22 protein-coding genes and 1 pseudogene are annotated in these 25,875 nt (G+C 64.5%); 15 read left to right on the top strand and 8 right to left on the bottom strand.

The genetic code is table 11. The annotated features are described in order from the left end of the window. Positions 1-155: 155 nt before the first annotated feature. A complete protein-coding gene (locus tag F1640_RS17620; RefSeq protein ID WP_194920403.1) occupies positions 156-3,086 on the bottom strand; it encodes a TonB-dependent receptor in 2,931 nt (976 codons plus the stop codon). Positions 3,087-3,315: 229 nt separating this feature from the next. Here F1640_RS17620 and ribB point away from each other — a divergent pair. The 3 genes and pseudogenes from ribB to F1640_RS17605 all read left to right on the top strand — a co-directional run bounded on the left by ribB (position 3,316) and on the right by F1640_RS17605 (position 5,932). Then, positions 3,316-4,580: pseudogene (ribB, locus tag F1640_RS17615) on the top strand (3,4-dihydroxy-2-butanone-4-phosphate synthase). A 6-nt stretch (positions 4,581-4,586) separates the two neighbouring features. Continuing rightward, positions 4,587-5,006: a 6,7-dimethyl-8-ribityllumazine synthase gene (gene ribH, locus F1640_RS17610; protein ID WP_124808820.1), complete on the top strand. Its 420-nt coding sequence runs from the start codon at positions 4,587-4,589 to the stop codon at positions 5,004-5,006. After that, positions 5,003-5,932 carry an aldo/keto reductase gene (locus tag F1640_RS17605; RefSeq protein ID WP_194920402.1) on the top strand — a complete coding sequence of 310 codons (930 nt, stop codon included), beginning with the start codon at positions 5,003-5,005 and terminating at the stop codon, positions 5,930-5,932. The genes ribH and F1640_RS17605 overlap by 4 nt, the downstream gene beginning before the upstream one ends. Positions 5,933-5,969: 37 nt before the next feature. On the opposite strand, the gene F1640_RS17600 is transcribed toward F1640_RS17605, so the two are convergent. The 3 genes from F1640_RS17600 to eno form a co-directional block, all read right to left on the bottom strand. Next, positions 5,970-7,052, bottom strand: a complete 1,083-nt coding sequence (locus tag F1640_RS17600; RefSeq protein WP_194920399.1) for a hypothetical protein — start codon at positions 7,050-7,052, stop codon at positions 5,970-5,972. Beyond that, the gene (locus tag F1640_RS17595; RefSeq protein WP_194920397.1) at positions 7,046-8,140 is read right to left on the bottom strand and encodes a phosphotransferase; all 1,095 of its coding nucleotides are present in this window, start codon (positions 8,138-8,140) and stop codon (positions 7,046-7,048) included. The genes F1640_RS17600 and F1640_RS17595 overlap by 7 nt, the downstream gene beginning before the upstream one ends. A 184-nt stretch (positions 8,141-8,324) precedes the next feature. Further along, a complete protein-coding gene (eno, locus tag F1640_RS17590) occupies positions 8,325-9,611 on the bottom strand; it encodes a phosphopyruvate hydratase (RefSeq protein WP_124808816.1) in 1,287 nt (428 codons plus the stop codon). Here eno and F1640_RS25405 point away from each other — a divergent pair. The 6 genes from F1640_RS25405 (at position 9,598) to F1640_RS17565 (ending at position 11,925) form a co-directional block, all read left to right on the top strand. Continuing rightward, positions 9,598-9,732 (top strand): hypothetical protein, encoded by a 135-nt coding sequence (locus F1640_RS25405; RefSeq protein WP_255420449.1) that lies wholly within the window; start codon positions 9,598-9,600, stop codon positions 9,730-9,732. The two genes, eno and F1640_RS25405, sit on opposite strands and share 14 nt — an antisense overlap. A gap of 89 nt (positions 9,733-9,821) precedes the next feature. Next, positions 9,822-10,391, top strand: coding sequence for a hypothetical protein (locus F1640_RS17585; RefSeq protein ID WP_223806550.1), 570 nt, complete (start codon positions 9,822-9,824; stop codon positions 10,389-10,391). A 30-nt stretch (positions 10,392-10,421) separates the two neighbouring features. Then, on the top strand, positions 10,422-10,814 hold the full coding sequence (locus F1640_RS17580) for a phage holin family protein (RefSeq protein ID WP_194920395.1): 393 nt from the start codon (positions 10,422-10,424) through the stop codon (positions 10,812-10,814). Further along, positions 10,811-11,113, top strand: coding sequence for a hypothetical protein (locus tag F1640_RS17575; RefSeq protein WP_194920394.1), 303 nt, complete (start codon positions 10,811-10,813; stop codon positions 11,111-11,113). The genes F1640_RS17580 and F1640_RS17575 overlap by 4 nt, the downstream gene beginning before the upstream one ends. Before the next feature lies 1 nt (position 11,114). Next, positions 11,115-11,606 carry a hypothetical protein gene (locus tag F1640_RS17570; protein ID WP_194920392.1) on the top strand — a complete coding sequence of 164 codons (492 nt, stop codon included), beginning with the start codon at positions 11,115-11,117 and terminating at the stop codon, positions 11,604-11,606. A gap of 97 nt (positions 11,607-11,703) precedes the next feature. Continuing rightward, the gene (locus tag F1640_RS17565) at positions 11,704-11,925 is read left to right on the top strand and encodes a DUF4170 domain-containing protein (protein ID WP_124808811.1); all 222 of its coding nucleotides are present in this window, start codon (positions 11,704-11,706) and stop codon (positions 11,923-11,925) included. A gap of 113 nt (positions 11,926-12,038) precedes the next feature. On the opposite strand, the gene greA is transcribed toward F1640_RS17565, so the two are convergent. The 4 genes from greA to carA all read right to left on the bottom strand — a co-directional run bounded on the left by greA (position 12,039) and on the right by carA (position 17,679). Continuing rightward, positions 12,039-12,515, bottom strand: coding sequence for a transcription elongation factor GreA (gene greA, locus F1640_RS17560; protein WP_124808810.1), 477 nt, complete (start codon positions 12,513-12,515; stop codon positions 12,039-12,041). A 139-nt stretch (positions 12,516-12,654) separates the two neighbouring features. Beyond that, entirely contained in the window at positions 12,655-15,978 is a 3,324-nt protein-coding gene (gene carB, locus F1640_RS17555) for a carbamoyl-phosphate synthase large subunit (protein ID WP_194920390.1), read from the bottom strand. A 1-nt stretch (position 15,979) separates the two neighbouring features. Then, positions 15,980-16,513 carry a hypothetical protein gene (locus tag F1640_RS17550; protein WP_194920388.1) on the bottom strand — a complete coding sequence of 178 codons (534 nt, stop codon included), beginning with the start codon at positions 16,511-16,513 and terminating at the stop codon, positions 15,980-15,982. Continuing rightward, complete coding sequence (gene carA / locus F1640_RS17545) at positions 16,510-17,679, bottom strand: glutamine-hydrolyzing carbamoyl-phosphate synthase small subunit (protein WP_194920387.1); 1,170 nt, start codon at positions 17,677-17,679, stop codon at positions 16,510-16,512. The genes F1640_RS17550 and carA overlap by 4 nt, the downstream gene beginning before the upstream one ends. Positions 17,680-17,841: 162 nt before the next feature. On the opposite strand from carA, the gene F1640_RS17540 reads away from it, so the two are divergent. The 6 genes from F1640_RS17540 to rpiB all read left to right on the top strand — a co-directional run bounded on the left by F1640_RS17540 (position 17,842) and on the right by rpiB (position 25,863). After that, positions 17,842-18,297 (top strand): GatB/YqeY domain-containing protein, encoded by a 456-nt coding sequence (locus tag F1640_RS17540; protein WP_124808806.1) that lies wholly within the window; start codon positions 17,842-17,844, stop codon positions 18,295-18,297. Between the two features lie 117 nt (positions 18,298-18,414). Then, entirely contained in the window at positions 18,415-18,795 is a 381-nt protein-coding gene (locus F1640_RS17535) for a GIY-YIG nuclease family protein (protein ID WP_194920385.1), read from the top strand. Next, on the top strand, positions 18,792-20,666 hold the full coding sequence (dnaG, locus tag F1640_RS17530; protein ID WP_194920383.1) for a DNA primase: 1,875 nt from the start codon (positions 18,792-18,794) through the stop codon (positions 20,664-20,666). Before F1640_RS17535 ends, dnaG begins: the two co-directional genes overlap by 4 nt. Before the next feature lie 45 nt (positions 20,667-20,711). After that, complete coding sequence (gene rpoD, locus F1640_RS17525) at positions 20,712-22,715, top strand: RNA polymerase sigma factor RpoD (RefSeq protein ID WP_124808804.1); 2,004 nt, start codon at positions 20,712-20,714, stop codon at positions 22,713-22,715. Between the two features lie 225 nt (positions 22,716-22,940). Continuing rightward, positions 22,941-25,265 carry a TonB-dependent receptor gene (locus F1640_RS17520; RefSeq protein ID WP_194920382.1) on the top strand — a complete coding sequence of 775 codons (2,325 nt, stop codon included), beginning with the start codon at positions 22,941-22,943 and terminating at the stop codon, positions 25,263-25,265. Positions 25,266-25,425: 160 nt separating this feature from the next. Beyond that, positions 25,426-25,863 (top strand): ribose 5-phosphate isomerase B, encoded by a 438-nt coding sequence (gene rpiB / locus F1640_RS17515; protein ID WP_124808802.1) that lies wholly within the window; start codon positions 25,426-25,428, stop codon positions 25,861-25,863. The last annotated feature ends 12 nt before the right edge of the window (positions 25,864-25,875 follow it).

The following is a 25,875-nucleotide window of genomic DNA, read 5'->3' as shown; positions in this document are numbered from 1 at the left end:
GCAGTTCCCCCATTGCCCGCTCGCTTACCGCGCCCCGCCCGTCCTGTCACGCCCCAAGCCGACGGGCAGGAGGCAGGACAAATTGTCCCACCCAAAGGAAAAGGCGCCGGGAGCATGCCTCCCGACGCCTTCCACCTTTCCGCTTTCCTCCCCGATCAGAAGCGGAAACCGGCCGCCACGCCATAACGGCGCGGTTCAAGCGTGAAGATGTTGGTGAAGTTCCCCGAGGACTGGTCCGTCACGTACAGACCCGTGATCGGGTTCGAGTTGCCCAGATTCTGGACGAAGCCGCGAATGAACCAGCGGCGATCCGGACCATCGATCTGCACCTGCGCGTTGATCTGGGTGTAGCTCGGGATCCGGTTGACGGCACCGTTGAAGATGTTGCCGGTCGAGGTGCCCGTCAGCACGATGTCGAAACGCGGCGTAATCGAAAGACGGCCGGCCGGAATCTCGTACTGCACGCCCGCCGCAACCTTGTAGTCCGGCGCACCGGGCAGCTTGTTGCCCTTGATGTTGACCGGAATACCCGAGGTATAGACGGTGATGCCCTTCGGATCGAACGCGGCACCGTTGGTTGCAGCAACCGCCTGCAACGCCGCGCAGATGCTGTAGGCACCGGTCGAGGCAATGCCGCTGCCCGCGCCGAACGAGGTCGTTGGCCGCAAGCCGGCACCCGCTGCAACGCCGGGAATGCTGCCCGCGTTGATAAGGGTGTTGACCGTGTTGACGAAGGCGTTGACCCCGGCGGTATTCCCGGCGGTGTTGGCCCCGACGGCGCAGTTCGCCACGTTGGTGATGTCCTTGATGATGACCGCATCGGAACGGCCGCCGCCAAAGTCACGCGGGTTGGCAAGGTATTTGTCTTCCGAAACCTTCGTATTGAGATAGCTGGCGGAGATGTTCACCGACAGCCCCGGCGTCGGCCGCAGGATCGCTTCGGCTTCCAGGCCCCAGATATTCGCGCTCACGTTATCGTTGACCGACGTGCGGGCGACGATGCGCGAAAGCTGGAGATCCTTGTACTTGTAGTAGAAGCCGGTGAGGTTCAGCGTCAGCTTGCCGAACTGGTTCTTCGATCCGATTTCGAAGGCGTTGACGAATTCCGGAGAAAACGTTTCCGGCACCGCAAAGATCGGCGACAGCGGCGGATTGATGCCGCCCGACTTGTAGCCGCGGGAGTAGGACAGATAGATCAGGTTGTCCGGCGTGATCTGGAAGTCCAGAACCGCGCGCCCGGTCAGTTCGTTGAACTTGGCATTGCGAACCTGGAAGGGCTGGTTGCCCGGCAGATTGGCGTCCGCGTCATACGACCCGAAATAGGGCGACGTGTAAGCGTTGGTCGAACCGTTCGGCACGAGCCAGTTGAACACCGTCGTGCGGGCGATGATGTCCTTCTGATCGTGGTTGTAGCGCAGGCCGAGCGTCAGTTTGATGCGGTCATCGAACTTGTAGTACGCTTCGCCGAAGATGCCGTAGCTCGAAACCTTCAGGTAGTCCGAATTGTTCCGGTAGAACGGCGTCGCCAGATAGGCGGGTGGCAGAGCCGAACCCAGCGCCGTGAACGCACCGCCCACGCCGGCAAAATAGTCCAGCCCGAACGAGTTCACGTAGTAGCTGTTTTCGGACATCGTCAGCTTGCTGTAGATGCCGCCCAGCAGGAAGTTGAACTTGCCGTCCCACTTCGAGCTGAGGATCGCTTCCGCCGACCAGCTCTTGTTGTACTGGACCGAACGGTCGAAGTCCTGCGGCGACATGGCGCAGGACTTGTGCCCGCCGTAAACGCCCGTCCCCGTCTCTTCCGGCAGCGAGGTGCAGATCACGCCGGTCGGGCCGTTCGGCATCAGCGCGTCGGCCACCGGCTTGAGATAGGTGGCAAGGCCGGCGCCCAACGCGCCGGAGGCGGCCGCCGCCAACGTGTTCAGCGTCGGCTGGATCAGCGCGCGGCTCTGGATCGAGTTCGTGTAGTCCTGGCTCGAATCGACCCGGACGCTTTCGAAGTTCCCGGTCAGCTTCAGGCTGAGGCCCTTGCCGAGATCCTGATCCAGAGAGCCCACCACGATCCATTCGTCGGTGAAGTAGTTCGGATCGGTATCCGTGTTGATCACGCGCGGATCGGCCGGATTGACCACGCCCGAATAGCTATCGGGGCCATAGAGATCGCCCAGCGCGAAGGCGGTGGGCAGACCGCGGATCGCGAAGAACTGCTTGGACGTCAGGACCGAAGCCAGCGTGCTGTTGCCGTTGGTGACGCCATAGCCCTGCGTGGCGTTGAGGCAGCCGATGATGCCGGTGGGATCGCGCTGGCACAGCTGCTTCTGGATGCGCATGCGATGGTCTTTTTCGCGGAAATACTGCGCCATCAGGTCGATCGTCGTCCCGGACGTCGGTTCCCAGCGCACCGATGCGCGCAGGCCATACATATTGCGGTCGTCGTAATGCTTGCCGTTGGCGAGATTCAGCGTGTAGCCGTCGCGGTTGAGGTAGAACCCGGCAAGGCGGACGCCGAGCGTATCCGTCAGGGGCGCATTCAGCATCCCCTTCACCTTGATCGAGTTGTAGTTGCCGTATTCCGCTTCGCCCGACGCGCCGAACTTGCTGAGATCGGGCTTGGCTGTGATCAGATCGACCACGCCCGAGGTGGCGTTGCGACCGAACAGCGTGCCTTGCGGGCCGCGCAGAACCTGGATCTGCGCAAGATCGTAGAATTCGCCTTCGAAGAGACGGGTCTGGAAAAGCGGCGAGTCATTGAGGTGGATGGCGGTGGCCTGGTCGCACGTCACGCCCACGCAAAGGTCGCCGATGCCGCGGATCGTAAAGCTGGACGACGTGAAGTTCGTCTTGGTGAAGGTGATGTTGGGCAGCGACAATTGCAGATCGCTGGTGTTCTTGATCTGCTGCTTGTCCAGCGCCTCTGGCGTAAACGCGCTCACCGCGATCGGAACGTCCTGCAGGCGTTCCGACTGACGCTGCGCTGTGACGATGATTTCTTCGGTATCTGCCGATCCACCAGCAGACTGTGCGAAGGCGGGAGTTGCAACTGCCGACGCGCATACGCCAACAAGCAGGGAAAGCTTGCCCCTCATAGCTCAGACCTCTCTCTCCAGCGGTGCCCCTCGTTGATGTGGGCTACCCCGGAACACAGGACATAACGAGCGGGATTCCTTGTCAATGGCCAATTCGCATTCGCGCCTTGCCGTAGCGGCAACCCATTCGGCGCGTGATTTTAATGACACAGTTAACTGAAATTTTCGCGATATTACGATGTCACATTCCCCGCTTGCACTGCACACTACAATGTGAAATACCCGAATCATGTCTACTGACCTCATCGAACGCATCCGCCGACTCATCGTCGATGGCGGCATGTCCCGCTCCGGCCTCGCGCGTGCCGCTGGCCTCCACGCCAACACCCTGCGCGACGTGACTCAGCCGAACTGGAACCCCACGGCAGACACACTTGCGAAGCTTGAGCGCGTCCTCAGCGAGAGCGACGATGCGCCTGCGCTCGTTCCCATCGAGGAGATCATCGAGGAAGCGCGCAATGGCCGGATGTTCATCCTGGTCGATGACGAGGATCGCGAGAACGAGGGCGATCTGGTCATCCCGCGCAGATGGCTACGCCGGATGCCATCAATTTCATGGCCACGCACGGACGCGGCCTGATCTGCCTCACGCTCACCCGCGCGCGCTGCGAACAGCTCGGCCTGGAACTGATGAGCCGCAACAACGGCACGCGCCATGAAACCGCCTTCACCGTCTCGATCGAAGCGCGCGAAGGCGTGACCACCGGCATTTCCGCCGGCGACCGCGCCCGCACCGTTGCGGTGGCCATCGACGCCGGCAAGACCCGCGACGACATCGTCACCCCCGGTCACGTTTTCCCGCTGATCGCGCGCGACGGCGGCGTGCTGGTGCGCGCCGGCCATACCGAAGCGGCGGTCGACATCTCGCGCCTTGCCGGCCTCAATCCCTCGGGCGTGATCTGCGAGATCATGCGCGATGATGGCACCATGGCGCGCATGGACGATCTCGTGCCTTTCGCCCGCCGCCACGGCCTCAAGATCGGCACGATCCGCGACCTGATCGAATACCGCCGCCGGCACGATCACCTTGTCACCAAGGTGGCCGAAGTGCCTTTCACGTCGGACTATGGCGGTGACTGGCGCCTGCTCACCTATCGCAACAAGGTCGATGGCACCGAAAGCCTCGTGCTCCAGAAGGGGCAGGTCATCCCCGGCGAACCGACCCTGACCCGCGTCCACACCTTCTCCGCCTTCCACGACCTGCTGGGCCAGCCCGGCCCGCGCAAGCGCACGCTCCAGCGCGCGATGGTGGAAATGGGCAAGGCCGGCGGCGGCGTGATCGTGCTGCTGTTCAATCCACCCGAAGCCGATCCGGCGCGCGGTGGCGGCGGCGGACCGGACATGGACCTGCGCAGCTACGGCATCGGGGCGCAGATCCTGGCCGATCTTGGCGTACACGACATGACGCTGCTATCGAACGCCCACCGCAACGTCGTGGCCATCGAAGGCTATGGCCTCAATATCGTCGGCGAACGGCCGATCCCCGAGGAGTAATCGGCCATGGCCAAGTTTCTGATTGTCGAAGCCCGTTTCTACGACCACCTCAACGACATGCTGATCGCGGGCGCCAAGGCGGCGCTCAAGGCGGCCGGCCACAAGGCGGAAGTCATTACCGTTCCCGGCGCGCTGGAAATCCCCGGCGCGATCGCGCTGGCCGACCAGAGCGGAGACTATGACGGCTTCGTCGCCATCGGCGTGGTGATCCGGGGCGAAACCTACCACTTCGAGATCGTCGCCGGCGAAAGCGCGCGCGGCATCATGGCGCTGACCATGGACGGCATCGCCATCGGCAACGGCATCCTTACCGTCGAGAACGAAGCGCAGGCGATCGTTCGCGCCGATCCCGCGCAGAAGGACAAGGGTGGCGAGGCCGCCAAGGCCGCGCTTGCCCTGCTCGCGCTGAAGGAGCGCTTCGCATGAGCGGCAAACACCCCTCGCTGTCCGGCATCCCGCTCGTCCTCGGCGGCAACGTCTTCGGCTGGACGATCGATCGCGACCGCAGCTTCGAAGTGCTGGACGCCTTCTACGAAAACGGCGGCCGGATGATCGATACGGCCGAAGGCTATTCGGTCTGGGTTCCCGGCCACAAGGGCGGGGAAAGCGAGACCGTCATCGGCGAATGGCTGGAATCGCGCGGCGTACGCAAGCACATGCGCATCGCCACCAAGACCAACATGGCCGGCGAGCCGGGCGGCCTCGCCCCGGCGCGCCTGCTCGAACGCTGCCAGGCCTCGCTCGAACGCCTGCGTACCGACTACATCGACCTCTATTACGCGCACCGTGACGAGGAGCAGACCCCGCAGGCCGAAGTGGCCGAAGGGTTCAAGGCGCTGTTCGACCGGAAGCTGATCCGCGAAGTGGGTGCTTCCAACTTCTCGCTCGACCGGCTGGCTTCGGCGCAGAAGGCGGCGGAAGCGGCCGGCGCGCCGGCCTATGGCGTGCTGCAGAACCAGTACAACCTGCTCGAACGCGATGCCTATCCGCCCGAACTGCAGGCGTTCTGCGTCCAGAATTACGTGGCGATGCTGCCGTTCTTCGGCCTTGCCAGCGGCTTCCTGACGGGCAAGTACCGCAAGGACGCCGATTTCGCGCGCTATCCGCGTGGCGAAGGCCTGCGCAAGTATGCCGAGCCGGGCAAGCGGCTGCTGCCGGTGATGGACCGCATCGCCACCGAGACCGAAGCCACGCTGGGCCAGGTCGCGCTGGCATGGCTGCTGAGCCAGCCTGGCATTGCCGCGCCGATCGCCAGCGCCACCACCGCCGATCAGGTCGACGATCTGGTCGAGGCGATGGAATTGGAACTGAGCGCGGCGCAGGTTGCCGCGCTGACGAAGGCGCTCGACTGAGACCGCTGCAAGGGGCCTACGAGGCCCCTTGCCGGCTTCAGGCCACGTCCATGCCTTGCAGGCCCATCGGGGCGTATGGACCAAGGACAAGCTGCTCGAACACGCCCACGCCTTCCTCGCCGGCGCTGGTCGTCACTCTGGACACGATCTGGACGTGGAAGTTGTCCGGCCGGGCGGGATCGCAGGCATCAAGGCCGATGTCCTCGCGCTCGACCTCCAGTGGCCCGTGATACAACCCGTGGCCCCACTTGGGCGAAGTGTAGCCGATTCCGCGCATCTGGAACCTTACCAGCGGCTCGAACGACACCGTCAGCGGCCCGTCCGGCGTGGCGATGTCCAGCTTGCCCGAAGCCGGCCAGCGAGAGCCCGCCGCCAGCGGGGATACCAGGGTTGCCGAAGGCGTTTCGTAGTGATCGTGCGCGCCAGCACCATCCGGCGCGATCACCGCCCGCGTGTTCCACGGCGCGCCGTGCATATCCGCGTTGATATGGTAGAACAGGCTGCGATCGGGCAGGTTGATCGGCGTCCATTGCCAGAAGAACGACGGAACCACGCCGTGCCCAAACGGCTGCGTATCGCTGCTGCCCACCGGACGCACGCCCCAGCTGCGGTCGCGCGTGCCGGCCGTCTGCGGGTGCAGCGCCTCACGCACGCCGTCCACTTCCACCCAGCCCTCGTAATGCCCGTTCTGCGTCAGCCGTGTGTAATCCATGAACGCGCGTGGCCCGATGCGGAACGTGAAGCGCGGCTCCTCGATGGGAAAGGCACGGCCGGTGAAGGCCAGTTCGGCGGCGATCCCCTCACCGTTGACGCGCACCACCAGCTTGCGCAGTGGCTCGACCACCTCGATCGAGATCGGCCCGACCGTCAGGTCGAACCGCTCCATATTCAGTTCGCGTGACGCGTGAAGACAGTGCTGGATGCCGTTGCGGATATAGGAAAAATGGGCATCCGCCACGTTCAAGTGCGGATAGATGCCAAAGGCCACCGCAAAGAAGCCTGAACCGTCCGGCGCATAACCGTTGAAGAAATAGCGATCGTAGAAATTCCGGTCCGTGCCCGCATAGGCGACGGGCTCGGGCGTCTGGTGCAGCGGAAAGTCATCGCCCTTAGTCAGCATGTTCCGGTCTCCAGGAAGTGGCGCAGTGCGCCGATGCTGTCGTGGTCGAGCGCCAGTTCGCAGGCGCCGGTTGCCATCGACAGGAAATTCTCGTCGCCGCGCGGGGTCCGCACCACGAACGCGGCGCTGAACACCGCCGTGGACACGCCGTGGAGCGCGCCCAGACGATAGCGCGTCCAGATCGCCTCGCGCGCGGTGGGCACGCCACGCCGGCTCATCTCGGCGCAATAGAGGTCGAGCAGTTCGTCCTCGTGCGGGCGGCGCAAGGCGCTGCCGATGCCGCACCCCATGAAATAGCCCACGTCGGTCAGTCCGCAGCCGATCCCGGTCGTCTGCCAGTCCACGATCGCAATCGGTTCGGCGCCGTTGCCCACGCCGAACAGCATGTTGTCGAGCCGGAAATCGCCGTGGACGAGCCCCGGATCGGGCAGCACGCGGCCGAACCAGCCGCCGATCAGGGCATTGAGTTCATCGCACACCCGCATCAGTTCGGGTGCCAGTTGCCCATCGTAGCGTTCCCGGAACACGGCATGGGCCTGCGGATAGAGCGCGGCCATCTGTCCGGTCAGCGCCGGATTGGGCTGGAAGCAGGGCTGGCCCAGAATGGCGGGGTGGTTCCGGCTGGGGGCGTGGATCGCCGCCGCCTGGCGAATGGCGGCGCGCGCGTCGTCGATACTGCAGCCGAGCAACTGGTTGCCGCCACGCTCGGGCGCCAGATCCTCGAACAGAAGGACAAATTCCCGCCCGTTCTCATCCACTTGCGCCGCGAACGTGCGAGGAACTCTCGCATCTAGCAACCCCGCCACCTCGCGGTAGAACGTCACTTCCTTGGTATAGAGCTGCAACGTTGCAGCCGTGCCGCGGCTGGTTTCGTCAGCGGAGGCAAACTTGCCCGCCACCGTGGCCGGCCCCGCGCCTTCCCGGTCATACGTCAGGGTGAAACGCGCGGTATCGCCGACCTGGCCGGTGCCGATCGGCACCCACGAAAGGCCGGTGACTCGCGCATCGCCCAGCGCGCCGCTTTCCCGCAGGCGCGCCTCCAGCCATCCCGCATCGACTTCGGCGGGCTTCCTCGGAAAATCGACCATGCTCTTCTCTCCCGCCGCCAAGCTGGCAGAGAGAAGAGCGGTTGTGAAGCGGAATTTAAGCGATCGATTAACAGGCGATGGCCCGCCAGCAAAATGGCCCACCGGCAAAAGCAAAAGGCCGGAGCGCGCCTGCGCCCCGGCCTTTTGCCTGAACCGTCAGCCGGTTCGCCCCGGAAGGACCGGATCAGGCCGAGAGCCGGCCAAACGCGCCCTTGCCCGCGTACTTCGCCGAAGCGCCCAGTTCTTCCTCGATGCGGATGAGCTGGTTGTACTTGGCCAGCCGGTCCGACCGCGCCAGCGACCCCGTCTTGATCTGGCCGCAGTTGGTGGCAACCGCAAGGTCCGCGATCGTGGCGTCCTCGGTTTCACCCGAACGGTGCGACATCACGGCGGTGTAGCCGTTGCGCTGCGCGATCGAGACGGCCTCCAGCGTTTCGGTCAGCGTGCCGATCTGGTTGACCTTGACCAGCAGCGAATTGGCCAGCCCCTTGCCGATGCCCATTTCAAGGCGCTTCGGGTTGGTCACGAAAAGGTCGTCGCCAACCAGCTGGACGCGCTTGCCGACTTTCGCGGTGAGCGCGGCCCAGCCTTCGAAATCGTCCTCGCTCATGCCATCCTCGATCGAGCGGATCGGATAGGCATCGCAAAGTGCCGCGAGATAATCCGAGAAGGCTTCGGGCGAGAGCGAGAGGCCTTCGCCGCTGATCTCGTACTTGCCGTTGCGGAAGAACTCGGTGGAAGCGCAGTCGAGCGCCAGCGCCATGTCCTCGCCAGGCTTGAACCCCGCCTTTTCGATCGAGGCCATCACGAAATCGAGCGCGTCGCGGGTGCTGGCCAGGTTGGGCGCGAAACCGCCTTCGTCGCCCACCGCCGTCGCCAGGCCCTTTTCGTGCAGACCCTTCTTCAGCGTGTGGAACACTTCCGCGCCCCAGCGCACGGCTTCGGCCAGCGTCGGCGCGCCAACCGGCATGATCATGAATTCCTGGAAATCGATCGGATTGTCGGCATGTTCGCCGCCGTTGATGATGTTCATCATCGGCACGGGCAGGACATGCGCCGAAACGCCGCCGACGTAGGAATAGAGCGGCAGGCCGCGCGCGTCGGCAGCGGCCTTGGCCACGGCCAGGCTGGTACCCAGAATGGCGTTGGCGCCGATCCGCGCCTTGTTCTCGGTGCCATCGAGCGCGATCATCGCCAGGTCGATGTCGCGCTGGTCTTCGGCGTCAAGCCCGATCAGCGCTTCGGAAATCTCGCTGTTGACGGCGGTCACCGCCTTGGTCACGCCCTTGCCGAGATAGCGCCCCTTGTCGCCATCGCGCAGTTCGACCGCTTCGTGCGCGCCGGTCGAAGCGCCCGAGGGAACCGCCGCGCGGCCGAAGCTGCCGTCTTCAAGCAGCACATCGACCTCTACGGTGGGATTACCGCGGCTGTCGAGAATCTCGCGGGCGTGGATGTCAATGATCGCGGTCATGGCAGACTCCCTGAAAATGGGCGAAAAGATGCTGGACATCGCCTTTGGCGCCGGCTCCTATCGGCTGGAACCGGCGGGCGCAACCCGCGTTGGTGCATTGCAGCGGGACACCCCGTCGTGAATTCGCAGGCGCTTTGCCCAATGGTCCAGGATGCGCTAGTCGTTGTCACCGGGCCGGCCGGGCCTCACAGTTCGAAGGAAGACAGGAAAATGGCCAAATCCACCGCCAAGGGCACCACCGCCGCCGCCGACGTCGCGGAAACCGTGACCGAAGCCGTTGAAGAAGCGGCCGCCGCTGCGGAAACCGGCAAGTCACGCTTCAGCAAGGCGGTTGAAGACGCCAAGGCCAGCGCTGAAAAGCTGAAGGGCGAGGCGATCGAGCGCGGAGCCGCCTACAAGGCGACCGTGACCGAAAAGGCCGGCGACTGGAGCGAGGACGCGAAGCTCTATGCCGGGCAAGCCAAGGAAAAGGCGATCTCGCTCGCCACCGATGGCAAGAGCAAGGCAAGCGACGCCTTGACGGTGCTGGGCAAGACCATTTCCGATACCGCTGGCACGATCGACGAAAAGCTGGGCGTGCAGTATGGCGATTATGCCCGTTCCGCCGCGCGCAGCATCCAGGAAACCGCGGCCAAGCTCGAATCGAAGGACGTTTCCGAACTCGGCAACGATGTGAAGGAATTCGTTCGCAAAAGCCCTGCCACCGCGATCGGCATCGCTGCCGTCGCCGGCTTCCTGCTGGCGCGGCTGGTGCGCGGGTCTGGCGACGGGGACGCGTAAGGGCAGAGACGCGCACCGCCTGAACGACGTATGTCGCCCCCATCCCCGCCCGAATCCGGCACCGAGGTTCCGGCTGGCGAGGCCGATGCCTCGCTGACCGGAACCCTGCGCGCCCTGATTGATGATGGCCAGACGCTGTTCGAGGCGGAACTGGCCTATGCCCGAGCGCGCGCCACCTATGGCTGGGGCCGCGCGAAAGGCATTGTCGCGCTGTTGCTGCTGGCACTGGCCTTCGCCTTCTTCACGTTGGTGGCGCTGGTGGTCGGGCTGCTGCTGGCGCTTACCCCGCTTCTGACGCCGTGGGGGGCGCTCGCGGTTGTCGGGCTGGGGCTCGGCGGACTTGCCGCGGCGTGCTTCGCCACGGCCGTGGGGCGTTTCCGCAAGGCGCGCGCGGCCTTGCTAGGCAAGGGCACGGATACATGAGCGAGCACCGGGATTCCGCCATTCTCGAAGAGGCGCGCCAGTTGCGTGAGGACGCCTGGCGACTGGTGCGCGGCGACGTTGCCGCCCTGCGCGAGGGGCTGGCGGAGAAACCGATCGGCCGTCGCATCCGGGAACATGCCGCCGGCGAAATCGTTGAAACCATCGACATGGCCCGCGATATTGCCAGCGAAAACAAGGTCGTGCTGGGCCTGACGGTCGCGGCCGTTGCGGGTTGGCTGTTGCGCGCGCCCCTGTCCCGGATCGCCGGGCGCTGGCTGGCCATTGCCCAAGGAGAATGATGTGAGCGACGAAACCAAGACCGGTGAACACGATCCCAACGCGGCCGTTCGCGAAAAAGTGGAAGCGGCCAAGGCGCGGGTGGCCGCTTCCGGCCCGGCGAAGACCGTGAAGACGCTCGTCGACGAACATCCTGTTGCCATGCTGGCGGGCGGCATTCTTCTTGGTGCTCTGGTCGCCCGCGCTTGGCCCAAGCGCCGTTCGGCGGCGCGGGAAGTCGTGGATTCGCGCCTGGGCAAGCGCGCCGTGGCGCTCGCCGCGCTGGGCGCCGAAATCGCGTCGGCCTATGCCTCGCGCGCGGCCGACGCGGGGCGCGACGGCGTGGCCAAGCTGGAAGACATCGGCGGCACCATGGGCGGCAAGATCGCCGAAGGTGGCGAGGAAGCCCGCAAGCGCGCGGTCGACCTGACCGAGGTCGCGGTATCGTCCGCGCGCGAGGCGGGGGAAACCGCGCTGCGCCGCCTTATCGAAATTGCGACCAGATTGCGCAAATAACCCAACAAGGGCGCGAATAAGCCATTTGTCGCACTTGCCATTCGCGCATCATTTTGTCAGTGGCACGCACGTTTCCTCCCCAATGGAAAAGGCTGCCATGCAGAAGCTGCACCTCGTTATGGGCGGGCGGGTCAAGGACCCCCAGGGCCTCGAATTCGTCGACCTCAACAAGATCGACGTCGTGGGGGTGTTCCCCGACTATCACAGCGCCGAAGAAGCCTGGCGCGCTGCCGCGCAACGCACCGTGGATGATGCGGAAATGCGCTATGTAATCGTTCACTTGCACCGGCTACTCGAACCGGAACTGCCCAAGGCCTGACCTCAGGCAAACAAAAAAGCCCCGGAGCGATCCGGGGCTTTTTGTATGGTCCGCCCGACATCCCAGCGAAAGCTGGGATGTCGGGTTTCAAACAGGCTGTTACACTTCGAAGCTCAGATGAATTCGATCTTTTCGACGACGTAGAACTTGTCGCCCGACGGCACCGTCACCTCGACCTCGTCCTCTACCTTGCGGCCGATCAACGCGCGGCCCAGCGGCGAATTGTAGCTGATGCGGCCCACCTTGGCGTCCGCTTCGGCCTGCCCCACGATCTGATAACGCACGGGCTTGTCGGCATCATCGAGCAGCGTCACCGTAGCGCCGAACACGATGCGATCGCCCGAAAGGCTGGTCGGATCGATGATCTGCGCGCGGCTGATCTTGTCTTCCAGATCGGCGATGGAGGCTTCGACCTGGCCCTGCCGCTCCTTGGCGGCATGATATTCGGCGTTTTCGGAAAGATCGCCGTGGGCGCGCGCTTCCTCGATCGCGTCAACGATCTTCGGCCGCTCCTCGCGCAGCGCTTTCAGCTCGGCAGTCAGCTTTTCATAGCCTTCGGCCAGCATCGGCAGCTTTTCCACACTTGCCATCCGTCTTCTCTTTCCTTTCGCTCCCCGCCCGCCGCGGCGCGAACGCTACGGCAACCAGGGATAACCGTCCCCAACCGGAAGCCGTATCAATCGACCGTCCGGGCTTTCACCGCCGCGATGCTGGGGAACACGTGGAAGCTCAGCTATAATAATCCTGCAACGGACGAACCGCAAGGTCGGCGCTTTGCAGCGCCTCGATTGCCGCGGCGGCGGCGACCGATGCGGCGGCCGTGGTGAAATAGGGCACCTTGCCCGACAGCGCCGAGCCACGGATCGATTGCGAATCCTTGTGGCTCTGCCAACCCTCGGTCGTGTTGAAAATCAACGCGATGTCGCCATCGATGATCCGGTCCACGATGTGCGGACGGCCTTCGGCAACCTTGTTGATCCGTTCGACCGAGACCCCCGCATCGGCGAGGTAACGCGCCGTGCCGCCGGTGGCGACGATGTGGAAGCCCAGCCCCGACAGCTTCTTTACCGCCGGCAGGACGATGGCCTTGTCGCTATCCTTGACCGAGACGAACAGCGTGCCGCCGCGCGGCAGGCTGACGCCCGCGCCCAATTGCGCCTTGGCGAAAGCGACCGGGAAATTCGCATCGATTCCCATCACTTCGCCCGTGGACTTCATCTCGGGCGACAGCACCGGATCGACGCCGGGGAAGCGGGCGAAGGGGAACACCGCTTCCTTCACCGCCATGTGATCGACCTCGCGCCGGATCGCCGGCAGATCGGCCAGCGTCTCGCCCGCCATGATCCGCGCCGCGAACTTGGCGATGGGCTGGCCGATCGCCTTGGCCACGAACGGCACCGTGCGGCTGGCGCGCGGGTTCACCTCGATCAGGTAAACCTCGCCATCCTTCACCGCGAACTGGATGTTCATCAGCCCGCGCACGCCCAGCGCCTTGGCCAGCAGCACTGCCTGGCGCTCCATTTCCTGCACGACGTCATCGGGCAGGCTGTAAGGCGGCAGCGTACAGGCGCTGTCGCCCGAATGGATGCCGGCCTCCTCGATGTGCTGCATCACGCCGGCAACGGTCACCTCGTCGCCATCGGCCAGCGCATCGACGTCGCATTCGATCGCATCGCGCAGGTACTGGTCGATCAGCACCGGGCTGTCGCCCGAAACCTGCACGGCGGTGGCGATGTAGTCATCAAGCTGTGCCTGGCTGTCCACGATTTCCATGGCGCGGCCGCCCAGCACGTAGGACGGACGCATCAGCACCGGATAACCGATGCGCGCCGCCACCGCGACCGCCTCGTCGCGGCTGCGGGCTAGGCCGTTGGCGGGCTGTTTGAGGCCCAGCTTCTCGACCAGCGCGGCAAAGCGCTCGCGGTCTTCGGCAAGGTCGATCGCATCGGGCGACGTGCCGAGGATGGGGATCCCGGCGTCTTCCAGCGCCTGCGCCAGCTTCAGCGGGGTCTGCCCGCCGAACTGCACGATCACGCCGACAAGCTCGCCGTTCGCCTTTTCGACTTCGAGAATCTCCAGCACGTCCTCGGCCGTCAGCGGCTCGAAATAGAGGCGGTCGGAGGTATCGTAGTCGGTGGAGACGGTTTCCGGGTTGCAGTTGACCATGATGGTCTCGAACCCGGCATCTTCCAGCGCGAAGCAGGCGTGGCAGCAGCAGTAATCGAACTCGATGCCCTGCCCGATGCGGTTCGGGCCGCCGCCGAGGATCACGATCTTCCGCCGGTCCGAAGGCGCGGCCTCGTTCTCCGGCTCGCCGAACAGGCCGCCTTCGTAGGTCGAATACATATAGGGAGTCACCGCCTCGAACTCGGCCGCGCAGCTATCGATGCGCTTGAACACCGGGCGCACGCCCAGCCGGTGGCGCAGCTTGCGCACCTCGTCCTCGCTGGTGGCCCCCGCCATGGCGCGCAGCGCATCGTGCAGCAGGCCCGAACGCTTGGCCTGGGTTTCCGCCATGCCGCCCGCGACATGGACCGACCGCACCGCCAGGGTGGCGAGGCGCTTGTCCGAAAAGCCCATGGCCTTCAGCCGCCGCAGCCCCGCCGCGTCGACCGGCAGGCCATTTTCCAGGATCGCCTTTTCCTCGGCGATGATTTCCTCGATGTGGCGCAGGAACCACGGCTCGTACTTGGTGACGGCGTGGATATCCTCCACTGAGAAGCCTTCGCGGAAGGCCTGGCCGACCGCGAGCAGGCGTTCGGGCGTGGCGCGCGAAAGGACCGCGTTGATCTCGTCGCGGTCCGCGCCCTCCAGCGCGACCACGCGGTTGAAGCCGTCCAGCCCGGTTTCCAGCCCGCGCAGCGCCTTTTGCAGCGATTCCTTGAAGTTGCGGCCAATCGCCATCACTTCGCCCACGGACTTCATCGCGGTGCCAAGCAGCGGTTCGGCGCCCTTGAACTTCTCGAACGCGAAGCGCGGGATCTTGGTGACGACGTAGTCGATCGTCGGTTCGAACGAGGCCGGCGTCGCGCCGGTGATGTCGTTGACGATCTCGTCCAGCGTATAGCCCACCGCCAGCTTGGCCGCGACCTTGGCGATGGGGAAGCCGGTGGCCTTGGACGCCAGCGCCGAGGACCGCGACACGCGCGGGTTCATCTCGATCACGATCAGGCGGCCATCCTTCGGGTTGACCGCGAACTGAACGTTCGAACCACCTGTTTCCACGCCGATTTCGCGGAGCACCGCGATCGATGCGTTGCGCATGATCTGGTATTCCTTGTCGGTCAGCGTCAGCGCCGGGGCGACGGTGATCGAATCCCCGGTGTGGACGCCCATCGGATCGACGTTCTCGATCGAGCAGATGATGATGGCGTTGTCGTTCCGGTCGCGGACGACTTCCATCTCGTACTCTTTCCAGCCGAGCAGCGATTCCTCGATCAGCACCTCGGTAGTCGGGCTGGCCTCAAGGCCTCCGCGCACGATCTTGACGAACTCTTCCCGGTTGTAGGCAATCCCGCCGCCGGTGCCGCCCAGCGTGAAGCTGGGGCGGATGATCGAGGGCAGCCCGGTCGTCTCCAGCACCGCCAGCGCCTCGTCCACCGTGTGCGCCACGCCGGAACGCGCGGATTCGAGGCCGATCTTGTCCATCGCATCGCGGAACTTCTGGCGATCCTCGGCCTTGTCGATCGCTTCGGCATTGGCGCCGATCATGGTCACGCCGAACTTTTCGAGCGTGCCGTCCTGCGCCAGCGCCAGCGCGGTGTTCAGCGCGGTCTGCCCGCCCATCGTCGGCAGGATCGCGTCGGGGCGCTCCTTCTCGATGATCTTGGCGACGATCGCCGGCGTGATCGGCTCGACATAAGTCGCGTCCGCCATCTCGGGATCGGTCATGATCGTGGCCGGGTTTGAGTTGACCAGGACGATGCGATAGCCCTCTTCCTTGAGCGCCTTCACCGCCTGCGTGCCCGAATAATCGAACTCGCAAGCCTGGCCGATGATGATCGGCCCGGCGCCGATGATCAGGATCGAGGAGATGTCAGTGCGTTTGGGCATTTTAGGCTCTTATACAGCTAGAGCGGAACAGCTTAGCGCTGGCGCCGATGAGTGAATCTGGTTTGTTGGAGGTCCAAAGATCAACAAGCCCATCGCTTGGAGCTGTTGTAATATTGTGGGTCTCAACAACACCATTCGAAGGATAGGAGACGATCCAACTCTCTATTTTTCGGTCCGGAAATGAAATGCGCTGGACATCGGCACCTTCTTCCAAAGAAGATAAGTACCCCCTCATCGCATCTCGAAAATAAATATCTGCACGACCATCATCTCGAATCAGAAATATCAACCGCCCGTCCTTCATCCCATCAGAAGTAAACCCAGACTTCCAATCGAGCGTAAACAGGCCAAGGCCATTTGATTGGCCACAAATTATCAACGCCTGTCCATTCGCGCCAACAACCTGGTTAGCCGCATTCCGGGCGTCTGCAGCTTGTGCTGCGAAAATTGGCTCCAAGCGCGGTTGCTCAACGCGGCTGTCACAACCGCCCGTTAATGTCGCTAGACCAAGCATGATGGTCGAGCGGAGCATCATCCCAGCATCCCCACGAACTTCTCGAACAGATAGAAACTGTCCTGAGGCCCCGGCGAGGCTTCCGGGTGGTACTGCACGCCGAACGCCTTCTTGCCCGCAATCGCGATGCCGCAGTTCGATCCGTCGAACAGCGAAACGTGGGTTTCGATCACGTTCTCCGGCAGGCTGGCGTTGTCCACCGCGAAGCCGTGGTTCATGCTGGTGATCTCCACCACGCCCTGTTCCAGCCGCTTGACCGGATGGTTGGCGCCGCGGTGGCCCTGGTGCATCTTCACCGTCTTCGCGCCGGCGGCCAGGCCCAGCATCTGGTGGCCAAGGCAGATGCCGAAGATCGGCACGTCGCGCTCCAGCAGCGCCTGGATCACCGGCACGGCATAGGCGCCGGTCGCCGCCGGATCGCCGGGGCCATTCGAGAGGAACACGCCATCAGGGTTGAGCGACAGGATCGTTTCCAGCGAGGTTTCCGCCGGCACCACCGTCACCCCCGCCCCGGCCTTCACCAGATTGCGGAAGATGTTGTCCTTCGCGCCGAAGTCCATGGCGACGACGTGCGGGCGCTTGTCGTGCGGGGACCGGCCATAGCCCTGCCCCAGCCGCCAGACCGAACCCTGCCATTCCTCCTGCCCGTCGCGCGTGACGATGCGGGCAAGGTCCATGCCTTCAAGCCCCGGCCAGTTGCGCGCCTTTTCCAGCAGCGCGTCGATATCGAACTGCCCCTTGGGATCGTGCGCGATCACCGCGTTGGGCGCGCCGGACAGGCGGATGCGGCGGGTCAGCGCGCGGGTGTCGACCCCGGCAAGGCCGATCTTGCCGTGCTTTTCCATCCACGCGGGGAACGTGCCCTGCGCGCGGAAGCTGGCGGGTGCGGTCACGTCCTCGCGCACCACGCAGCCCACCGCGCCGGGCACGTCATGGCTTTCCATGTCCTCGGCATTGGTGCCGACATTGCCGATGTGCGGGAACGTGAAGGTGACGATCTGCGCCGCATAGGACGGATCGGTCATCACTTCCTGATAGCCGGTCATCGCGGTGTTGAAGCACACCTCTCCCACGGCCGAGCCGACCGCGCCAAAGCCTCGTCCCCACGCGACCGATCCATCCGCAAGCACGAGGACTCCCGTCGCACCTTCTGGTTGAGGCGCGTGCGAAAGTGCGGGGTCGGCCATGATGTGGGGCGCTCCGTTGGTAAGGGTTCTGACGATGTCGCTAAGGCTCGCCCGCTAGACCTGCCACGACGCACCGTCAACCTAGCGGATTGAGAAAGTTTATCCTACATGCGTTTCTTCCGCCGGCTTGCGGCGACCATCCACAGGAAACGTACAGACATCATGATCCGCGACTCGATCAAGGCCGCGCAGGTTTCTGCCATGAAGGCGGGCGACAAGGCCCGCCTGGCCGCCGTCCGCCTCATCCTTGCCAAGCTGAAGGACAAGGACATCGAACTGCGCACCGCCGCCACCGTTCCCGACGACGACGTGATCGTGGTCGACGTGCTGCAGAAGATGGCCAAGCAGCGCCGCGAATCGATCACGCTCTACGAACAGGGTGGCCGGCAGGAACTGGCCGAGGTGGAGAAGGCCGAACTCGTGGTGATCGAGGAATTCCTCCCCGCGCAGTTGAGCGACGATGACGCGAAGGCAGCGATCGCCGCGATCATCGCCGAAACCGGCGCGGCCGGCATGAAGGACATGGGCAAGGTGGTGGCCGCGCTCAAGGCGAAGCACGGCAGCCAGCTCGACATGGGCAAGGCCAGCGGGCTGGTGAAGGCAGCGCTGGCGGGGTGATGCAAGCGCGACGTTTGCTCAACGTTGCTTCACACGCACCGCTTTTGAGGTAGGCTCCATCCCGCCCTCCCGTTCGTGTCTAGCGAAGTCGAGACACACCGCAGCGAGTTTCATCCCATGGCCTTCTGGACCTACATCCTGCGCTGCGCCGACGGGAAGTACTACACAGGCCATACCGACGATCTGGAACGGCGGATGGGTGAACACGCCCATGGCGGTTACTGCAGCTTCACCTCGAAGCGCAGGCCGGTCACGCTCGTATGGTGCGCGGAATTTCCGACACGGTACGAGGCGTTGAGCTGTGAACTGCAAGTGGGGAAATGGTCGCGTGCCAAGAAGGAAGCGCTGATGGCGAGCGATTGGCAGCGGCTTTCCTTCCTTGCCCGGCCGCCGCGCGAACGTGTCTCGACTTCGCTCGACACGAACGGGGACAGGGCCGGCATAAACGGTTGGAGGCTCGACACCATCTCCAACCCGCGCGATGAAGCTCGACCATGAGCCTGTCCCCGCAATGGCTGGACGAACTGCGCTCCCGCATTTCGCTTTCAGGCGTGATCGGGCGGACGGTGCGCGTGCAGAAGGCGGGGCGGGAGTTCAAGGCGTGCTGTCCGTTCCATAACGAAAAGACGCCCAGCTTCACGATCAACGACGAAAAGGGCTTCTACCACTGCTTCGGCTGCGGCGCGCACGGGGACGTGATCCGCTGGATGACCGACCACCAGGGCCTGCCCTTCATGGATGCGGTGAAGGAACTGGCGGTCGAGGCCGGCATGGAAGTGCCCGCGCCCGATCCGCGCATGGCGCAGCGCGCGGAGCAGCAGAAATCGCTGCACGACGTGATGGCGGCGGCGCAGGATTTCTTCGCGCGCAGCCTGCACGAGGAGCGTGGCGCGGACGCGCGGCGCTATCTGGCCTCGCGCGGATTCCCCGAGCGGATCGTGCGCGATTTCGGCTTCGGCTTTGCGCCCGACAGCCGCACCGCGCTGAAGGAGGCGCTTTCCGCCTTTCCCGATGCCATGCTGATCGAGGCGGGCCTGCGCATCGTGGTGGAAGGCCGCGATCCCTATGACCGTTTCCGCGGCCGGCTGATGCTGCCGATCCTCGATCCGCGCGGGCGGGTGATCGCGTTTGGCGGGCGCATCCTCAGCGCCGAAAAAACAGATGCCCCAAAGTACCTGAATTCGCCCGACACGCCGCTGTTCGACAAGGGGCGGACGGTTTACAACCTGCACCGCGCCGCGCCGGCCGCGCGCAATGCCGGGCGGATCGTCGTCGTCGAAGGCTACATGGACGTGGTGGCGCTGGCGGCGGCGGGGATCGCCGAGGCGGTCGCGCCGCTGGGCACCGCGCTGACGGAACACCAGATAGAACGCCTGTGGCGCGTGGTCGAATGCCCGACGCTGTGCTTCGATGGCGATGCCGCGGGGCAGCGCGCGGCGATGCGGGCGATCACCCGCGCCCTGCCGCTGCTCCGCCCCGGCCACAGCCTGCGCATCGTCACCCTGCCCGGCGGCATGGACCCGGACGATGTGGTGAAGCGCGACGGGCCGCAGGCGATGGAGACCCTGCTGGGCGAGGCGCGCAGCCTGATCGACGTGCTGTGGGCCGCCGAGCGCGATGCCCTGCCGCTGGCGACACCGGAGGACAAGGCCGGGCTCAAGGCGCGGCTGATGGCGCATTGCGACACCATTCAGCACCCGGACATCAAGGCGCTCTACCGCCGCGATCTCAACGAGCGGTTCGGCGAACTCGCCTTCGCCCGCAAGGAACGCGCGCCGTTCCAGCCCCGCCAGGGCGGCGGCCCCGCGCCGCGCGGCAAAGGGCAGCCGTGGAAACCCGCGCCGCCGCCCTTGCCCGCCGAACAGGCGAACCGCCTGCAACAGCGGGTGGGCACGCGCGACCGGCTCATTGCCGCAGTGATCGCGGGGCTGGTCGAACAGCCGGACCTGATCGCGCCCCATGCCGAAAGCCTCGCGCGGCTGCATCCGGCGGAAGCGGACATGGCGGCCACGCTCGATGCCTTGCTGGTGCTGGCCGATTCGGCCGGCCCATCGGGCGCCGCTCTTGAAAGCGAACATATCCGGGCCATATTGCACCAGCGGCGTCTGCGCACGCCGACCGCAACGGATTTTGGTGAGATTCGATTCGGCTTTCTCGCGAAGCGGGAAGGCAGCGCCGGGGAATTGGCCGACGCGATTGCGCTTCTGGTGGAGCTTCCAGAGGTGGAATCGGCGCTGGAAGAGGCCAATCGGCGCTATCAGGCCGAACTTACCCCCGAAACCGAAGCGGAAAAAGAACGTTTGCGCGAACGAAGGCTGGCCTTGTTTGCCCGGTTGGGGCAAATGGGTCGCGTTCGTGCTTCGTTATAATTGTAAGACGCAACGGCAGCTCGAACAAAGTGGTATCGGGGTTCAATGGCATCCAACGACAAGACCGATAGCGGCGATGCGCCGCTGATCGACCTGAATGACGCTTCCATCAAGAAGCTCATCGCGCGCGCCAAGCGCCGTGGCATCATCACTTACGACGAGCTGAACGAGGCGCTGCCTCAGGACCAGATGTCTTCCGAGCAGATCGAGGACATCATGGCCGCGATTTCGGAAATGGGCGTCAATATCGTCGAAAGCGACGAGGACGCGGTCGATCCGGAAGACAACCAGCAGGAAGACGTGGAAGACGTCGATCCGGTCGAGGACCGGCCCGACATCATCAAGCGCAAGGAAACCGTCGAGCGTACCGACGATCCGGTGCGCATGTACCTGCGCGAAATGGGCGCGGTGGAACTGCTCAGCCGCGAAGGCGAAATCGCCATCGCCAAGCGCATCGAAGCCGGCCGCGACACCATGATCATGGGCCTGTGCGAAAGCCCGATCACCTTCCATGCGATCATCCAGTGGTCCGAAGCGCTGAACGCGGGCGAAATGCAGCTGCGCGAGATTCTCGATCTCGACGCGATGCTGTCCAAGGAACCGCAGCCCGAAAACCTCTCCGAGGACGGCGAGGAAGCCGACGGCGAAATCAGCGAAGCCACGGCCGGCCCCTCGTTCAAGGACGAGGACGAAGTCGAGGAAGAAGAACCGGCCGACGGCGACGAGGACGACGAACTGCGCGAACGCCGCGCGCGTCCGGTGGAGGAAGAGGAAGAGGACAACACCCTCAGCCTCGCCCAGATGGAAGCGCAGCTAAAGCCGGCCGCGCTTGAGCGCTTCGCCGAGATCACCGACCTGTTCCGCCGCTTCGAGAAGATCCAGGCCGAACGGCTCGACGTGCTGGCGATCGGCAACGATTTTCCGGCGGCGAAGGAATCGCAGTACCAGAAGCTGCGCGAGGATCTGACCGCGCAGGTCGAAAGCGTGCAGTTCCACGCCAGCAAGATCGAATACCTGGTCGACAACCTCTATGCGTTCAACCGCCGCCTGACGGCGCTGGGCGGGCAGATGCTGCGCCTGGCCGAACGCCACAAGGTTTCGCGCAAGGACTTCCTCGATAACTACGTCGGCCGCGAACTCGACGACGGCTGGCTGCAATCGCTGGCCGGCCGCGACAAGAAGTGGGCCGCGTTTGCCGCCAACGAAGGTTCGGCGGTGGAGCGCATCCGCGCCGAGATCGCCGACATCGCGGCCGCCACCGGCATGTCGCTGGGCGAATTCCGCCGTATCGTGAACATGGTCCAGAAGGGCGAGCGCGAAGCGCGCATCGCCAAGAAGGAAATGGTGGAAGCCAACCTCCGCCTCGTGATCTCGATCGCCAAGAAGTACACCAACCGCGGGCTGCAGTTCCTCGACCTGATCCAGGAAGGGAACATCGGCCTGATGAAGGCGGTCGACAAGTTCGAATACCGGCGCGGCTACAAGTTCTCGACTTACGCGACCTGGTGGATCCGGCAGGCGATCACGCGCTCGATCGCGGATCAGGCGCGCACCATCCGTATCCCGGTCCACATGATCGAGACGATCAACAAGCTGGTGCGCACCAGCCGCCAGTTCCTGCACGAGCAGGGCCGCGAGCCCACGCCCGAGGAAATGGCCGAACGCCTCTCCATGCCGCTGGAGAAGGTGCGCAAGGTGATGAAGATCGCCAAGGAGCCGATCTCCCTCGAAACGCCGATCGGCGACGAGGAAGACAGCCACCTGGGCGATTTCATCGAGGACAAGAACGCGATCATCCCGGTGGACGCCGCGATCCAGTCGAACCTCAAGGAAACCGTCACCCGCGTGCTGGCCAGCCTGACCCCGCGCGAGGAGCGCGTGCTGCGCATGCGCTTCGGCATCGGCATGAACACCGATCACACGCTGGAGGAAGTGGGCCAGCAGTTCTCGGTGACGCGCGAACGCATCCGCCAGATCGAGGCAAAGGCGCTGAGGAAGCTGAAGCACCCGAGCCGTTCGAGGAAGATGCGCTCGTTCCTGGATCAGTAACGGCCGGCATCCCGGCAAAGCCGAAAAGGGCGTCCCGATCCGTCGGGGCGCCCTTTCGCATTTTGGGGGATGGGGTTCTCAGGGGTTGTTGCCCCCATGCGACACCCCGGCCCGATTCGTTTCAGGCGATACCGGCCCCGCCGAAACAAGGTTGAAATATGACGGGTTTAACCGCAGCAGCCGTCGGCAAGGGACCGTCATCCCACCTCATGAGGGAATCAATCAATGCGTATCGCATCTTTAGCCTCCGCGCTTCTCGCGGGAACCGCCCTGCTGCCCGTGGCTCCCGCCATGGCACAGGCCCAGGCGGCTGACGCCGAAGCGGCGGAATCGTCCGACACGATCGTCGTCACGGCACAACGCCGCCAGGAGAACATCCTGAGCGTGCCGGTCTCCGTTGCCGTCATGAAGCCCGAAACGTTGCACGACATCCAGGCCGGCGGTGCCGACACCCTGCTTTCGCTGGCGGGCCGCGTCCCCAGCCTCAACGTTGAATCGACCACGGGCCGCATCTTTCCGCGGTTCTACATCCGTGGCCTTGGCAACATCGACTTCTATCTGGGCGCGTCGCAGCCGGTGTCGATCATCCAGGACGACGTGGTGGCCGAGCATGTCGTGCTCAAGTCCACGCCGGCCTTCGACATCGATCAGGTGGAAGTGCTGCGCGGTCCGCAAGGATCGCTGTTCGGCCGCAACACCACCGCCGGCATCGTCAAGTTCGATACGGTGCAGCCGTCCGCTACCTGGCGCGGCCAGGGGTCGGCAAGCTGGGGCAGCCGCAACAGCGTCAACATCGATGCCGGCGTCGGTGGCCCGCTCAACAGCAGCGGCACGCTGAGCTTCCGCCTGTCCGGCCTTTACCAGCATCGCGACAACTGGATCAGCAACACCTACACCGGCCCCAGCGACGATGGCACCGTCCCAGGCAAGAATGTGATGGGCGGCTTCAACGAGCGCGACGTGCGCCTGCAGATCGAGGCCAAGCCTTCGGACGCGCTGACCCTGCGCCTGTCCGGTCACTATCGCGACTACGATGGCACCGCGTCGATCTTCTATCGCGGCTCCATCAAGCAGGGCGTGCGCGCCGTGCCGGATACGCTGGACCTGACGAAGGTTTCCTATGACGAAGCGCAGAACAACCCGCAGGCCTACAAGACCAAGGGCGCATCGCTGAAGGCGATCTACGATTTCGGCGGCATCACGCTGACGTCGATCACCGCCTATGAAAACGCCCATGGCTATAGCCGTGGCGACACCGACGGCGGCGCCGCGGCCGATTTCGGCGGCACCGCCCCGAACTATTGCGCGGCCGGTTGCGGCCAGTCGCGCGGGGTGCTGCGCGGGCTGGACCAGTGGTCGCAGGAACTGCGCCTCGCCAGCCCGGATAGCGGCCGGTTCAAGTGGCAGATCGGGGGCATCTACTTCGATTCGCGCGACATGACCGAGTTCGATCAGCGCGCGTACTTCCTGACCAGCAATGCGCTGGGCACCACGCCCAACCCGAACAACTGGGTTCTTCTGCACAACGTCAACACCAGCTGGGGCCTGTTCGGCCAGGCTAGCTACGACCTGACCGAGAAGCTGCGCGTGACCGGCGGCGTGCGCGTGACGAACGACACCAAGACCACCGAACTGCTGAAGACCGCCGATACCGCGGCTGGCGTGGTGACGTTCCCGGCAACCGCGGCGCGCAAGGTGCGCCTTTCCGACACGCAGCCCAGCTTCGACCTGAGCCTGCTTTATCGCGCCACGCCGGATCTCAGCCTGTTCGCCCGTGTCGCGCGCGGCTTCCGTGGTCCGACCATTCAGGGCCGTTCTGCCGTGTTCAACTCGCCCTTCTCCACGGCGCAATCGGAAAAGAACACGTCCTGGGAAGCGGGCGTGAAAAGCGCTTGGCTCGATAACGCGCTGACGTTCAATCTGACCGGCTTCTACTACACGGTTTCGGACATCCAGTTGAACGGCAACGACAGCAACGGCAACGGCGTGCTGTTCAATGCCGACAAGGCTGTCGGCTATGGCATGGAAGCGGAACTGGGGCTGCGGCCGGCCCGCAACCTGAAGTTCAACATCGGCTTCAGCCTGCTGCACACCGAGATCAAGGACAAGTCGGTCTATGCGCAGGCCGGCGCGGCCGGTGGCGTGCTTTCGGAAACGGTGCTCAACCCGACCGTACGCGTGGGCAACAACTACTTCGCCCAGATCAACGGCAACCCGCTGCCCAACGCGCCTGACTTCAACCTCAACGTAAGCGGCCGCTACGACCTGCCGCTGAACGAGAAGCTCCGCGCGTTCGTGGGCGCGGACTTCAACCTGCAGGGCTATACGATGTACGTGCCCTACAAGACGGTGGAGTACACCTCGAACGGCAACTTCGAACTCGGCCTCAAGGCGGGTCTGGCTTTCGAGCGCTATGAGCTGGCCTTCTTCGCCCGCAACCTCACCGACAAGCGCAACCTTGTCGGCGTTATCGACACCTCGAACTACCGTGCCGGCATCTACAACGATCCGCGCGTGTTCGGCGTGACGCTGAGCGGGTCGTTCAACTGATCCGCTCCTGATACGATGCAATGCAAGGCGGGGCGCCCCAGGGGCGCCCCGCAAATACGGACAATAGGGCATTGTACGGCGTTTGATCTGGCATCGTTGGCGCAATGCGCCTAAGGGGGCGCAGAATCCCCTCCAAGGACAGCCGGAAACGCAAAATCCCATGCGCATAGCGATTGCTTCCGATCACGCCGCGTTCGACCTCAAGGCGGAACTGCGCGAATATCTGATCGGTCTGGGCCACGAAGTCGCCGATCTTGGCCCGGAAACGGCCGATCGCGTCGATTACCCCGACTATGGCTACAAGCTGGCCTCGGTGGTCGCCGATGGCACCGCCGCGTTCGGCGTGGCGCTGTGCGGTTCGGGCATCGGCATCTCGATCGCGGTGAACCGCAATCCCGCCTGCCGCTGCGCGCTGGTTTCCGAGCCGCTGTCCGCCGCGCTGGCACGCGAACACAACGATGCCAACTGCATCGCCATGGGCGCGCGCCTGACCGGCGTCGACATGGCCAAGGCCTGCCTCGATGCGTTCCTGTCCACCGAATTCGGCGGCGGCCGCCATGCTGGCCGCGTCGACAAGCTTTCCCATCCCCAGGTCTGAAGAGGAGACGAC

The sequence above is a fragment of the Novosphingobium sp. NBM11 genome (assembly GCF_015390225.1).
Classification (GTDB): Bacteria; Pseudomonadota; Alphaproteobacteria; order Sphingomonadales; family Sphingomonadaceae; genus Novosphingobium.
Note: the sequence above shows the minus strand (reverse complement) of the source record. Positions and strands in the feature narration are given on the sequence as shown.

Excerpts from the sequence above, each read along its gene's own strand:
- F1640_RS17620 (WP_194920403.1), bottom strand. The coding sequence starts at position 3,086 with ATGAGGGGCAAGCTTTCCCTGCTTGTTGGCGTATGCGCGTCGGCAGTT.
- ribH (WP_124808820.1), top strand. The coding sequence starts at position 4,587 with ATGGCCAAGTTTCTGATTGTCGAAGCCCGTTTCTACGACCACCTCAAC.
- F1640_RS17605 (WP_194920402.1), top strand. The coding sequence starts at position 5,003 with ATGAGCGGCAAACACCCCTCGCTGTCCGGCATCCCGCTCGTCCTCGGC.
- F1640_RS17600 (WP_194920399.1), bottom strand. The coding sequence starts at position 7,052 with ATGCTGACTAAGGGCGATGACTTTCCGCTGCACCAGACGCCCGAGCCC.
- F1640_RS17595 (WP_194920397.1), bottom strand. The coding sequence starts at position 8,140 with ATGGTCGATTTTCCGAGGAAGCCCGCCGAAGTCGATGCGGGATGGCTG.
- F1640_RS25405 (WP_255420449.1), top strand. The coding sequence starts at position 9,598 with ATGATCGCGGTCATGGCAGACTCCCTGAAAATGGGCGAAAAGATGCTG.
- eno (WP_124808816.1), bottom strand. The coding sequence starts at position 9,611 with ATGACCGCGATCATTGACATCCACGCCCGCGAGATTCTCGACAGCCGC.
- F1640_RS17585 (WP_223806550.1), top strand. The coding sequence starts at position 9,822 with ATGGCCAAATCCACCGCCAAGGGCACCACCGCCGCCGCCGACGTCGCG.
- F1640_RS17580 (WP_194920395.1), top strand. The coding sequence starts at position 10,422 with ATGTCGCCCCCATCCCCGCCCGAATCCGGCACCGAGGTTCCGGCTGGC.
- F1640_RS17575 (WP_194920394.1), top strand. The coding sequence starts at position 10,811 with ATGAGCGAGCACCGGGATTCCGCCATTCTCGAAGAGGCGCGCCAGTTG.
- F1640_RS17565 (WP_124808811.1), top strand. The coding sequence starts at position 11,704 with ATGCAGAAGCTGCACCTCGTTATGGGCGGGCGGGTCAAGGACCCCCAG.
- greA (WP_124808810.1), bottom strand. The coding sequence starts at position 12,515 with ATGGCAAGTGTGGAAAAGCTGCCGATGCTGGCCGAAGGCTATGAAAAG.
- carB (WP_194920390.1), bottom strand. The coding sequence starts at position 15,978 with ATGCCCAAACGCACTGACATCTCCTCGATCCTGATCATCGGCGCCGGG.
- F1640_RS17550 (WP_194920388.1), bottom strand. The coding sequence starts at position 16,513 with ATGATGCTCCGCTCGACCATCATGCTTGGTCTAGCGACATTAACGGGC.
- carA (WP_194920387.1), bottom strand. The coding sequence starts at position 17,679 with ATGGCCGACCCCGCACTTTCGCACGCGCCTCAACCAGAAGGTGCGACG.
- F1640_RS17540 (WP_124808806.1), top strand. The coding sequence starts at position 17,842 with ATGATCCGCGACTCGATCAAGGCCGCGCAGGTTTCTGCCATGAAGGCG.
- F1640_RS17535 (WP_194920385.1), top strand. The coding sequence starts at position 18,415 with ATGGCCTTCTGGACCTACATCCTGCGCTGCGCCGACGGGAAGTACTAC.
- dnaG (WP_194920383.1), top strand. The coding sequence starts at position 18,792 with ATGAGCCTGTCCCCGCAATGGCTGGACGAACTGCGCTCCCGCATTTCG.
- rpoD (WP_124808804.1), top strand. The coding sequence starts at position 20,712 with ATGGCATCCAACGACAAGACCGATAGCGGCGATGCGCCGCTGATCGAC.
- F1640_RS17520 (WP_194920382.1), top strand. The coding sequence starts at position 22,941 with ATGCGTATCGCATCTTTAGCCTCCGCGCTTCTCGCGGGAACCGCCCTG.
- rpiB (WP_124808802.1), top strand. The coding sequence starts at position 25,426 with ATGCGCATAGCGATTGCTTCCGATCACGCCGCGTTCGACCTCAAGGCG.